Below are 11,923 nucleotides of genomic sequence, written 5' to 3'. Positions count from 1 at the left end.
GGTGCAGTTCTTATTGATTGTCACGAAGACTGGCTAAGTTCAACTCGAAAATATATTCAATTTTGACCGCAAGGTTAAGACACGAAAACAGTGTACTGTATTTTACACAATATTATGGACTTGACTCGTGCTGGTATTTACAACTAGCATGCAGGGGTTCTTTTTATAATTATTTTATCGCTTTTACCGTCAATTACGACTTTATATGTTAAGATATAATTAACAAAACATGGAGGTGCAGTATGTCCTGTCCCAATTGCAGCATGAGTAAACAGTGGGTATCTCTCAAAATTCCCGAGAAAATTCAGTCCCTAGTACTGGATCATTTTGACCACATATCTTATACATATGAACATAAAGGCAATGTTATTGCTGTGGATGAACAAGCCGCAGCCGATTTGCTTGATTTTCTTAAAGCCATGCAACTGACTGATTCTGTGTACTTTAAAATTCCTACTGAAGAGTGGCACCCAATAGAACTATTAGAACAATACAGAGAGGCCTCCTGGGTCGATTCAATTATAAGAGAAACAAATATCACAATGTATTTTCAGCCCATCATTACAGCTGACGGTACCATCTATGGCTATGAAATGCTTGCCCGTTTTAAAGATGCTGAGGGGAATATGGTTTATCCCAACGTCTTATTCCCAGCCGCGAAGCTGAGAGGACGCACCTTTGCACTCGATCGCTTGTGTCGCATTCAAGGCGTCCGGCAAGTGAAAAAGCTTCCCGAACACCAGAAAGCTTTCATTAATTTTATTCCTACAGCTATCTATAATCCGGAATACTGCCTGAAAACAACTACAGCAGTAGCAAATCAGTTAAGTATTAAAAGTGACCGCTTCGTTTTTGAAGTAGTGGAAACTGAAAAGATAGCCGATACAGTTCATTTGAAATCGATTTTAAACTACTACCAGACTCATGGGTTCAGTTACGCTCTGGATGACGTCGGTGCAGGTTACAACACATTGGATTTACTGTCTGATTTGAAGCCGCCTTATGTAAAACTGGATATGGAATACGTCCAAGGAGTCAGTACCTCCACTGAAAGGCAGAAAGTGGCTCTCGCCTTCCTTGAAAAAGCTAAAGAGTATGGGGCGATTACACTTGCCGAAGGTGTTGAGAATAGTGAAGACTTTACATGGCTTAAATCTAACGGTTATCAGCTCTTTCAAGGTTACTATTTCGGACGACCTGAGCCTGAACCGCTGGACACTATAAAAATTGATTTGCCGGCATTTTAACGAATAAAAATTATTATAATGACGACAAAAAACGACTCAGGCGAGTTTAATCAGACCGAGTCGTTTTTTGTAGTTATTTACTTACCAGACGAGCAGCAGATACACCCCTGTCGTCACGATAAAAAAGAATGGGAGACTATAGCGAAACACAGGCTTTCTCGTTTTATGTCTGAATAGAATACTGCCTGCCCATGCGCCCATACCACCCATCATAGCTGCTGATAATAAAAGCTTTTTTTCTGAAATTCTGTATTGTTTTCGTACAGAACGTTTCTTATCACTATAAAACAGCCATAGAGTCCTTATGTTTAAAACCACAAATACAACAGTCAATGCTGACTGCCAAAAACTTAGTGACATCAGATTGGTCATCCTTCCTCATCAATTTGAGATTTACGCATGAATAAAGACCACTTAATTAAAGTGGTCTCATTATGTTAGTCATTGTCAGACTGTTCCATATTCAGTCTGTCAGTAGTTTCTTGATAACTATTTCTCATACGGTTTCGGAAGTCTTCACTGAATTCTTCATTTTCCATATGGTCTTCTACAGGAAGGATTCGGTAGGTGTAGTTCTGATTTCCTTCATGTCTGTTTCTATACACCCACGTTGCTGTATAATCAACGTTCTGAACCGTTGTTTCTCCAGTCTGTTCGTTTTTCTGAATATCAATGTGCATGACCACACCGTCTTCAGTAGGCGCCATTGCTTCACCTAATGTTTCTCTACGCTGATTGGAAACGAAGTTCCCTAAGGAATACGCTACAAACGATTCATTGCCATCCACTTCAAGAAACTCTGTAGGTTGAATGACGTGAGGATGGCTCCCCAGTATAATATCCACACCTTCACGTGTCAGCAGTTCAGCATAGTGCCGCTGATACTCATTTGGTTCGCGCTGATATTCCTGACCCCAGTGCAGGTAGGATACCATAATGTCAACATCCGCTTCGCGCGCTTCTTCAATGTCTGCAAGAATACGTTCCTCACTAATCATATTTACCATGTCATTCAGTTCCTGATCAGAATACTGTGCTTCCAGTCCATTCAAGTGCTCAGTGTAGGCAAGAATGGCGATTTTAATGCCGTTGACATCTTTGTAGAATACATGTGACTCTGGAGCTTCCGAGAAAGTTCCAACAGGGTCCAGCCCCTTTTCTTCAATCACTTCAACCGTTCTTCTCAGACCTTCTGCTCGTGTATCCAGACTGTGATTATTTGTGGTAATGACGGTGTCAAAACCAGCATAATCCAGAGCATCTACAATAGCATCCGGTGTATTAAACAAAGGGTAACCAATATAGGGTCTCGAGTCTCCCGCTAAAGTCGTTTCAAGATTGGCAATCGCTATATCTGCACCTTCGATGTGAGGCCTGATATCTTCGAAAACAGAGGTAAAGTCATACGTGTCGGTTTCCGCATCGTAGGCACTTTCAAGCTGCGCACCATGCCCCATGACATCTCCGACAGCTGAGAGACGTATATCAATAAAGGTTTCTTCTTCCTCTTCTTCTACGACCTCACTATCATCCGCAGTATCTTCGCCTTCAGCTGAGTCATCTTCATTTATTTCTTCACCATTATCTGTCTCAGCTGTCTGGCCGTTTTCTTCCGAATCTACACCATTGGCTGATTCTGAATCATTCTGTGCCAAGTTAATCGCAAAGGCAGTTGCGGCGACAAGTATGATGGCAAAGCCTATGATCAAAGCTACCCACTTCATTATACTATTTTTTCTATTATTCACCGGTTTCAATATCTATCCCTCTTTCAATTAAGTATTCTTCATAAGTTAAGCCTGATTCATAAATATCTGCTGCCAGTTCTTCTCCAAAATACCGAAGATGCCACGGTTCATACTGATAACCGGTTATGTCTTCTGTGCCTTCAGGGTATCTGATAATGAACCCAAACTCGTGAGCATTCTCTTCAACCCAAATACCTTCGGGCGTACTCCCAAACGCTTCTGACAACTGATAGTTGGCACTTTCACTTGTGACATCCATCGCCAGTCCGGTTTGGTGTTCGCTTTCACCCGGTCTTGCACTGTAACGGTTTGCCGCCTCTTCCCCGTGATTTTCTACATAACTGTTAAACAACTGGACTTGCGTCTGATAGGATCTGTACCCTGAACGGGCATGAAGAATAATTCCCTCTTCTTCAGCTGCCGCAAACATGTCAGTGAGGGCATCGGATGCAACTTCTCTCAATTGTCTTATTTCAGGGTTTTCCAAAACAGTTGGCACCTCTACGGTTACCAAATCTTCTGGAGCATAGTCTTCCGGTAAGGCATACTGTTTATTCACCAGTGCTTTAACACTGTCGGGCCTTAGCAAGTCCTCTTCCATGTCAATTGACACAGTCTCTTCAGTCTCTTCTGCTTCATCCTCGTCTGCATTTTCTATGCTGTCTTCAGCTTCAGATGAGTTATCCGATTCTTCTGAAGCACCGTCTTCAGCGTTGCTTTCTTCTTTCTCTTGATCTTCATTCGAATAATTATCTTCATCTGGCAATGAGCCTTCCTCAACTGAATCCTCTTCTGGTTGGCTATCCTGAGTGGTGTCAGTATTGTCAGTACAGCCGGCTAATGCTAAAAAGCTCATCATTATACTTGCTGAAAGTAATCTTTTATTCAATTTCAATTTGTAGTCTCCTTAAAAAGCATATATACTTGACTACTTTTTCACGATAAGATCAGTAGTCCTAAACATAGTACCATTAATACACCATTTTGTGTATTCTCTATAAAAAATTAACAAAATTCAGTCACATTACTATTTTCGTTAGTCTTCAGGGCTGTTTTCTTCTATAAACCCATTTATTAGTGTCACTAATTCTTCATGCTGTTCTTCTCTGGTTATTCTAGCTTCTCCATCACCTGACTGGAAGCCATAGTAACCAAAATAGGAATGGTTCCCACCTTCAATAACTGTGTTTACTGTAAGGTCAGGTAAGTTTTCGCCAGCTTCAATGTATCGCTCTTGATCAACTATCTCATCATTTGAGCCGCTAATAAAGAGAACCGGCAAAGCTGAAGCCGACAAGTCACTGTTGGCACTTGGATAAGCCGCCATAAAAATAATACCATCAAGAAGTTCAGCGTTTCCAGATGCGTAAATTGAGGCACTTGCTCCTCCTAGAGAATGCCCGCCGAGCCACCATTGCTCGTCTTCATTATATTCGTTATATATATCCTCAAAAATGGACACATTTAAAATAGCCAAATTAAAAGGCTGGGAAGGGAGAAACACTCGGTACCCTTCTTCGCTTAATTTGACTGCTAAGGGCAGATAGGCTTCTTCTTCGACCAGACCTCCCTGATACAGGACGATGGACTGTGAGTAACCTTCGGGATCAATCCTAATCCAATTGTCTTCTTGATGCACATTTTCCAGTGTCAGTAAACTTCTTGCTTCCGGCATTGCACGATACGTATTTAAATTAATATAGAACAAAAGAGCTCCTGCAAGCGTTAGTATTAGAATGAGCAAACCTGCTGTGATTATTTTCCAATTTTTTTTCAGTATTTTCATTTTAACTGCTTCCCTTATTGTAATTATTATTTTGAACGTCTAGGCATGAGCCCTCGCAAGCCGTGCGCCTTGAGAGTTTTCAAAATGGGTTTCCAGGCATTTCTATACAGTTCAGGCTTCTTTCCTTCTGCAATTCGAGCCATCTGTTGTTCATAATAGCTGATTCCAATCATACCGCCTATTTTTTTATCAATCAAAGGCAAACCTGTAGTCAACCGAGGCAATTCAATTTTGTCTACTTCCCTAGACACTAATGCATTGGCCAATTCCGGTTTCAAGGCAAGCGGTCTTGCCAAGCCTATCATATCAGTATAATGGGAATTGAGTGCCTTTTCCATTGTTGATAAGTTTCGAAACCCGCCTGTTATAACCAGCAATGCATCCAGCTGATGTCTGATTCCTTTCGCATGATCAGCAAAAAATACTTCTTTGTCAGAAGAAGGGGTAAACATTTCAGGATTATCATAATTTCCTCCTGAAATTTCGATTAAATCCAAACCCAGATTAGACATTTTTTGCATCACCTGAAGGGAGTCTTTTTCATCGAAACCCCCTTCAGTGAAATCCGAAATATTCAGTTTCAAACCAATCGGAAAGGTCTCGCCTGTTTTACGTCTCATCTCCAAATAGATTTCTTTTAGAAACAGCATCCTCCCCTCTAAATCACCACCGAACTCATCTGTTCGTTTATTAGTAAGAGGCGACAGAAATTGACTGACTAAATAACCGTGGGCTCCATGAATCTGGACACCACTGAATCCTGTTTCTTTCGCCAAGAGGGCCGCTTCTGAAAACTTGTCAATCAGTTGAGCGATTTCTATTTTAGTCAGCTCACGTGGGGGGTTGAAGAAATGTTTCAACCTTGAATCAAACGGCACTGCACTCGGGGCAACGGGTTGAGCGGAAATTGACTTAGGTGCCTGACGTCCTGGATGGTTCAACTGCATCCAGAGCTTAGTCTGGTTTACCGTCCCAGCTTTAGACCAGTTGACGAACTCTGTCAGGTTAGATGCTGCATCCAAAACAACATTACCGGGTTCTCCTAAAGCGTGACGATCTACCATTACATTACCGGTCACCACAAGCCCGCTTCCGCCTTCCGCCCACTTTCGGTACAGTGCTTGATGGTGCTCATTTGGATTATTTCCTTTTTCCGCCAGAGCTTCACTCATGGCTGATTTGAACAAGCGATTTTTAATAGTCTCACCATTTGGCAAGGTAAGAGGACTATCTATAGTCAAATTAATCATGTATCAGAGGCTCTCCTTAATTTATATCGATTCTTTTCCATTTTGAGTGCATGTAATAATTCAATCGATTACGTTCTGTAATATAGCCAGTCCACTCGTATGTTCTGGGCCAATGTGTAAACACGGGTGCCACCTTATACAGCATTTTCACTTCCCATTTATTCTCTACAGGCAGCCACCCTGAGGATGGCGAGCACTTCACTTTTATTTCATTCCCTTTTCTTATTACTGAGTAATTGCCGATAATCTTCCCAACAGATGGATGGGACGTGAGGGTAAATAAGCCTTCTTTATACTCATTTTTTTTAAGAGAAGCGATATTGGGAAAAGGAGGCGAAAAGGTGAGAGCAATTGGATAGACTGGATTGAGTTGAGTTATTTTTTTAATTGAGGGTATAGACTTATTCCATTCGAGCGTGAGGATGCTGTGTCCCGACTTGAATTCCTTCTGATTACTACTTAACTTGATGGTGCCTAAATAATCATCCAGAGCTGGATTGAGATAAGCTATCAGTGGTCTACTGCTGTACCGAGTAAAGGTCATTCGACTGCCATCAATCGGAATGGGCAGCATGTCCAGTTTATGCTTTTTCCCAGCTATGTTTACGACAAGTTCAGCGCCTTTTTTTCTGACAAAATAAAAATCGTATAAAAGCATCAAAGGAAAAGTCGTCGGTTTTTCGCTAGCCATCCCCATTGGCGCGAGAAGACTGAAAGGCTGTGTGTCACTTGAATGGTTCTCACTGATTTTAATTGTAATTTTTCTATTGTACTTATCAGTAAACTGAAAGGCTGCTGTCACGCCTTTTTGGGTAACAGTAAAAAAGGCTACGGGAAAACTCGTTTTATTTTTTTCTGAAAGACCTTTTCCAGTATGGTTATATTCTTTATCCACCACATCAGAAAGTGACTGATAGTAGACATCCACTTTCCCATCCCGTCTCCATCCAATAATGACATAGGTTTCATTATTTTCATCGGCACTAAACACTTGAGGTTCAAAACCAATATAGTAATCATCCGGATCTTTCGAGAAGTTGACAAGCAGTAGTCGCTGCATAGGTTCAACCGTTATGCTAAATGGGTTAATCAGTAGTGTGTCATTCATTAACCTTCACATCCTTTTGATCTAGAAAAAAGCCTTTTACAGTTTTAGATGGCTGTCATGCTCACCACTATTATACTCTTTCCTACAAAAAAGTTATAACAGAAGCCTATTAGAATGAATTAACGTCTCACTAGTAAAAAAGTCAGATTAAACTTTAATCCGACCGGTTCTGTATTAAAAGGTTTGTCTATAAATTGATAGTGTCTAATCAATCAGCTGACTATTTCTTTAACCCTGCCTACTACATTATCTTCTAATTTCACCTTAATCCCGTGAGGGTGTGTAGCTGAGTTGGTCAATATACGGGCAACCACACCTTCTGTCAATTTACCTGTTCTCTGATCCTCTTTTTTTACCACTTTTACTTTAGAGCCTACTTTAATATCCGAGCGTTTTTTACCGTCCATATATATCCTCCTGAAGTTCTTATTTTATCTCTATCAGTTTAACATACTTAATCAGATGTAGATAATATGTCTGTCACTTCAATCAATACCAATAAAACTACCTAACAGCCTTAATAAATGAGTGTTAAATACTAATATAGAGGGTTTTGAAGTTGTCTATGGTAAAATAAAGTATGATAACAGTCTTTATTTTCCAGCGGATTTAACCATAATGATATGTTAGGAGGGCAGGCTTAGCACACATTGTCGTTTCTCACTTTATGAAAGAAGGTGCTCGTTATGTCAAAAGATATTACCTTTTCTTCCTTGAAAAAATTCAATACCATTATGGGTGGTTTACACCTGCTTCAAGGACTGCTTATGCTGGGGTTTGCTCTGTTTATTGATCGCATTGCTGACTTTCGTATTCCAGTCCTCTCCTATTTTCTTACATTCGATGAAACTCAGATGCGCCTGGTAACTGAGCCGAGACACGTGTTTGACATGCCTTTTGGAATAATGGTCTCCATGTTTCTGTTCCTATCAGCTTTGGCTCACTTCATCATTGTCAGTCCATGGGGCAATCGTATTTACAACCGTGACTTGGAAAGAGGAATGAACCGATTCAGATGGTATGAATATGCCTTAAGTTCGTCTTTAATGATTATGCTTATTGCACTGCTTTTCGGAGTCTATGATATTGGAGCTCTTATCTTAATTATTGTTGTCAATGCCTCCATGAACTTATTTGGTCTGGATATGGAGGAAATCAATTCCTATACGAAAAAAGTCAACTGGAAGCCGTTTATTTTCGGAACGATAGCCGGTCTGGCTCCTTGGGTAGTCATTTTGATGTATGCTTTCGGTAACTCCAATCCTGCAGAAGTTCCTTGGTTTGTCTACGCCATTGTCGGCAGTTACTTTGTTTTCTTTAATTTGTTCCCAATCAATATGATTTTACAGTATAAAAAAATCGGAAAATGGGAAAATTATTTGTATGGTGAACGGGGCTACATTATCTTGAGTCTGGTAGCCAAGTCCGTTTTGGCCTGGCTGGCCTTTGCCGGAGTCATGCAGCCCTAATAATTAAATAAAGCTGCCAGACTCTGTCAGATAGGATACATTTCTATCTCACAAGGACTGGCAGCTTTTTTAATGTACTTTAACTAGAAAGGTCACTCCAGTTATATCGTTTTCGAGTTCCTCACATTCTGCTTTCTGACTGCTGACGTAGCTGTCGAACAGCTTGCTTTTTTCTGGATGAGCCTGTTTCAGTTCCTCTGCCCGCTTTGTTATATAAGCAATCTGTTCCTGACACAGACAAATCAAATCGGATTTTTCTATAGGTTTCTCATCCAGAAGAGTCATATTGGCCTGCTCGAAGAATTTAAGCCAGACTTCTCTAGAGTAGTAATCAGATGCTTCTGATAACGCGTAGCCGTCATCAATAAGAAGACAGCCGTCAGATTTTACAGCCCTTTTCAAGTAACTGAGCATCTGAGGAGGTTCACCCAATACGTCTCCTACTGCTCCGAATATGACTAGGTCTGCGGGCTCGGCACTCAAGTCCAGAGTTGTAATATCTGCTGTTTCAAAAGTGCAACACTCACTAACCTCATGCTCTACAGATTTTTTACGGGCGTCTTGAATAAACGCCTCCATCATATCAATTCCTTTAACCCTGCAGTTAAAGTCGCTAGCAATCTTAATGCTGACTGCTCCTTTCCCGCAGGCCAGATCCAATACGCTGGACTCAGGTGTAAGCACCTCGTGTTTCGTTATCAGTTCCACCATATCATCGGGAGAGGATCCCAGCTCCCATAAATCCTGCAGCAAATACGGCAGATGGGGCAGGAGGTCCACCGATTCGGCAGTAAGAGACTCAGCCAACTTTTCTTCAGAAGAACGCATATTATCAATCCTTTCAATCTATACTTACAGCTTTAATCACTTGTCAGTTAACTTGACCCTGTAAATCGGTTCATACACTAACTCATTGTTCACTCGCTTGCTTTCCATCAAACTCAGTGAGTCGACGGGTATGACTGTTTTAGAAGATCCTATTGTTTCATTTAAGTCACTTAATGATGAGGCTAACACTATTTGTCTGCCTAAGGTCAGGTGCGGCACATAATTTATTTCTATATCTGTCAGTGTTGAAGTGCTTAAATTTTTGAGAACGTCTTTGTTCAATTGCTGAAGGGCCTCCACATTCCCATTTACGCCTACCCAAACAATTTCTTTGTTTTTCTTTTTAAAGGAGCCCAGTTCGCTTAAACTTAACTGAAAAGGACCCGTCTGACTTGCAGTCCTGTCCATAGCAGATTTAATTTCATCCAATTCTTGTTGATTGACTTCACCTATGAAATGCACCGTCAGATGAAAATTATCTATTGATGTAAAACGACCTGATAGAGCTGCCTTTTTTACTGACTGCTGGATTGAACTCAATTCCCCTTTGACCTTCTCACTCAATTCAATTGCTATAAAAACTCTCATATCTGATTCTCCTATATAGAACTTTCACATTTAAACTAGTCAGCTTCTGCATTCACAGCTAATAACTTTAAGCTGGTCACCAGCATCCAGAGCTGAAGACTCCCAATATTAATCCTCTGAACCACACCAAAGTAAGGCCATTCATTTGCAATAAAGATGGCTGCAAGTGCCCCTGAAAGTAAAATAACTAAGCCAATTACCAGAGAAAAATAACTGTAAACGTAAAAACACTTTGTTTTTCTCAAACCCAGTCCAACTAGAACAGGTGACAGTATGGTTAGCGTAATAATCAGGATGGTTATGGCAATGTGCATGAGCCCCCTAAATGTCAAGTCACTGCCTGGTAGATCCTGAGGAAAAAATTATATAAGAGAGAAATGCTCTGCATAAAGAACTGTCAATACACTTAAGAGTCCACGGTTTGGTGCTCCACTAGCTGTTAAATCACTAATTGGACGATCCGAATGACTGTAAGTATCCCACAATAATCCACCAATTATCACATGGCTGACGTAAAGCAGGACAGCCAATGTCCCCAGTCCTACCAATATTTTCCTCATGTTACTCCACCTTTCAAAGAGATGCAGCGTAGTTTTTTCACCCAGTCAACAACATAACAATAATCCCACCCACACTATTGATTAAAAGATGAGCAGCAATAATGACAGTCGTATTCTTCAGCTTTTGCGCAGCATAGGCAGCAGCCAGTGCCCCAGGCAAAAGCAGGATTAGGTTCCACCACCAGAAACTATGAAAGAGCGTCCACAGCAGTCCGTGTACTAGCCACGTTTTCTTCCCATACGTTAACTCCTGTCTTGGTAAATATACCCACGCCACCATAACTCTTCTCCTAAAATATTGAAAAAAAGAAATACTACTTGGAATAGTATAATCGATAGCAGTGTGTTTGAGGAAAATTCGGGTGGTACTCCGCTTATGGTGATGCGCGGATCCAGTGTAGACGGCAGATAAGCCGGTAAGGGAATAGGTATATGACATAAAAGCCACGTTTGAGTAGGTATAAGAACAATATTTCCAAACAGCATGACAAGCGATAATCCCACTACCCAGCCCCATTCTTTTCTGTACAATGGCTTTAGACGAAACCTTTTTCTAATGGCTCCCCACTTCAGTGGATAACCCTCCAGCTTTAATGCAGCGAATGCTGACAAGAACAATATAATGACCGGTCCCATTAACGTTATTGTGTAATTTATCAGCGGACTTACCCCTTGCTGTCCCAAATAAGGCATCCCTCCATAAATGCTCAGAGTAAAGATAACTGTCGGTATGCCAAAAAACAGCAGTGACTGCCATAAAGGCATGGGGCTGATTTCTCCTTCACTTCTCATGAGCCTACCTCTTTCTCTCACTAGCATTGATGTTTTTCAGGAAACAGTCTGTTTTTTTGACCACTTCATTGCCTTCTTTTCCCCACCATACAAAGTGCCCTCCCGCCTTCACTGTCATTGTCTCGCTTTGGGGTAACTTTTCTTTTATGCGCAACAGATGGGCATAATTTACATCTTTATCACTACTCGAGTGCACAGCCAGGACGGGACAGTCTATCTGCTGCCAGTTTATAGAATCCGGTTTGGCCGCTTTATCCAGCTCATTCATCATCCCAGGGTAAAACGCACTCATCGGAGTGAGTGATTCTATGAACTGCTTAAACTGCCTGGTTGCTGACTTATTGTTTTTCATATAGTTAAGCATGTGCTTGATTTCATTAGTTTCCATCTGAGCTTCTGCTTTCAGCAGTTCCTTCATCAGTAAGCATTATGGTGGTAAGTCAAGAGAATAGATTATAAATAGACAACCTAATTTCATAAAAAAGGGTTCACTGAACTAAACCGTCACGTATTCGAAAATACGTTCGGTTTATGTCTTCGGATAGTC

Annotated in this window: 15 protein-coding genes and 1 pseudogene; 2 read left to right on the top strand and 14 right to left on the bottom strand. The window is 41.0% G+C overall.

Annotated features, from left to right (window positions below):
- The first annotated feature begins 242 nt into the window (after positions 1-242).
- Complete coding sequence (locus ACYVLS_RS10000) at positions 243-1,247, top strand: EAL domain-containing protein (RefSeq protein ID WP_460324112.1); 1,005 nt, start codon at positions 243-245, stop codon at positions 1,245-1,247.
- Between the two features lie 81 nt (positions 1,248-1,328).
- On the opposite strand, the gene ACYVLS_RS09995 is transcribed toward ACYVLS_RS10000, so the two are convergent.
- The 7 genes from ACYVLS_RS09995 to ACYVLS_RS09965 all read right to left on the bottom strand — a co-directional run bounded on the left by ACYVLS_RS09995 (position 1,329) and on the right by ACYVLS_RS09965 (position 7,546).
- On the bottom strand, positions 1,329-1,607 hold the full coding sequence (locus ACYVLS_RS09995; protein ID WP_460324110.1) for a DUF1294 domain-containing protein: 279 nt from the start codon (positions 1,605-1,607) through the stop codon (positions 1,329-1,331).
- A gap of 77 nt (positions 1,608-1,684) precedes the next feature.
- Positions 1,685-2,995 (bottom strand): CapA family protein, encoded by a 1,311-nt coding sequence (locus ACYVLS_RS09990; RefSeq protein WP_460324114.1) that lies wholly within the window; start codon positions 2,993-2,995, stop codon positions 1,685-1,687.
- Positions 2,988-3,890: a M15 family metallopeptidase gene (locus ACYVLS_RS09985; RefSeq protein ID WP_460324108.1), complete on the bottom strand. Its 903-nt coding sequence runs from the start codon at positions 3,888-3,890 to the stop codon at positions 2,988-2,990. Before ACYVLS_RS09985 ends, ACYVLS_RS09990 begins: the two co-directional genes overlap by 8 nt.
- 141 nt (positions 3,891-4,031) lie before the next feature.
- Positions 4,032-4,781: an alpha/beta hydrolase gene (locus ACYVLS_RS09980; protein ID WP_460324106.1), complete on the bottom strand. Its 750-nt coding sequence runs from the start codon at positions 4,779-4,781 to the stop codon at positions 4,032-4,034.
- Between the two features lie 26 nt (positions 4,782-4,807).
- Positions 4,808-6,031 carry an NADH:flavin oxidoreductase/NADH oxidase family protein gene (locus ACYVLS_RS09975; protein WP_460324104.1) on the bottom strand — a complete coding sequence of 408 codons (1,224 nt, stop codon included), beginning with the start codon at positions 6,029-6,031 and terminating at the stop codon, positions 4,808-4,810.
- A 16-nt stretch (positions 6,032-6,047) separates the two neighbouring features.
- Positions 6,048-7,139 carry a hypothetical protein gene (locus ACYVLS_RS09970; protein WP_460324102.1) on the bottom strand — a complete coding sequence of 364 codons (1,092 nt, stop codon included), beginning with the start codon at positions 7,137-7,139 and terminating at the stop codon, positions 6,048-6,050.
- 212 nt (positions 7,140-7,351) lie between these two features.
- A complete protein-coding gene (locus ACYVLS_RS09965) occupies positions 7,352-7,546 on the bottom strand; it encodes a YwbE family protein (protein ID WP_460324100.1) in 195 nt (64 codons plus the stop codon).
- 279 nt (positions 7,547-7,825) lie between these two features.
- Here ACYVLS_RS09965 and heR point away from each other — a divergent pair, with 279 nt between their 5' ends.
- Positions 7,826-8,608, top strand: a complete 783-nt coding sequence (gene heR / locus ACYVLS_RS09960) for a heliorhodopsin HeR (protein ID WP_460324098.1) — start codon at positions 7,826-7,828, stop codon at positions 8,606-8,608.
- A 69-nt stretch (positions 8,609-8,677) separates the two neighbouring features.
- Here heR and ACYVLS_RS09955 read toward each other — a convergent pair whose 3' ends face one another.
- From ACYVLS_RS09955 to ACYVLS_RS09925, 7 genes and pseudogenes are all read right to left on the bottom strand, one after another.
- On the bottom strand, positions 8,678-9,436 hold the full coding sequence (locus ACYVLS_RS09955; RefSeq protein ID WP_460324096.1) for a class I SAM-dependent methyltransferase: 759 nt from the start codon (positions 9,434-9,436) through the stop codon (positions 8,678-8,680).
- Between the two features lie 36 nt (positions 9,437-9,472).
- Complete coding sequence (gene thpR / locus ACYVLS_RS09950; protein WP_460324094.1) at positions 9,473-10,024, bottom strand: RNA 2',3'-cyclic phosphodiesterase; 552 nt, start codon at positions 10,022-10,024, stop codon at positions 9,473-9,475.
- A 35-nt stretch (positions 10,025-10,059) separates the two neighbouring features.
- Positions 10,060-10,371 (bottom strand): annotated as a pseudogene (locus ACYVLS_RS09945) (DUF998 domain-containing protein); the annotation flags it as partial.
- A 15-nt stretch (positions 10,372-10,386) separates the two neighbouring features.
- Positions 10,387-10,584 (bottom strand): hypothetical protein, encoded by a 198-nt coding sequence (locus ACYVLS_RS09940; RefSeq protein WP_460324092.1) that lies wholly within the window; start codon positions 10,582-10,584, stop codon positions 10,387-10,389.
- A gap of 37 nt (positions 10,585-10,621) precedes the next feature.
- Complete coding sequence (locus ACYVLS_RS09935; RefSeq protein ID WP_460324090.1) at positions 10,622-10,864, bottom strand: hypothetical protein; 243 nt, start codon at positions 10,862-10,864, stop codon at positions 10,622-10,624.
- A complete protein-coding gene (locus ACYVLS_RS09930) occupies positions 10,828-11,376 on the bottom strand; it encodes a hypothetical protein (protein ID WP_460324088.1) in 549 nt (182 codons plus the stop codon). The genes ACYVLS_RS09935 and ACYVLS_RS09930 overlap by 37 nt, the downstream gene beginning before the upstream one ends.
- Before the next feature lie 4 nt (positions 11,377-11,380).
- A complete protein-coding gene (locus ACYVLS_RS09925; RefSeq protein WP_460324086.1) occupies positions 11,381-11,764 on the bottom strand; it encodes an alpha/beta fold hydrolase in 384 nt (127 codons plus the stop codon).
- Between the last annotated feature and the right edge of the window lie 159 nt (positions 11,765-11,923).

The organism is Alkalibacterium psychrotolerans (genome assembly GCF_054784355.1).
This window is presented reverse-complemented; position numbering and strand designations above follow the sequence as displayed.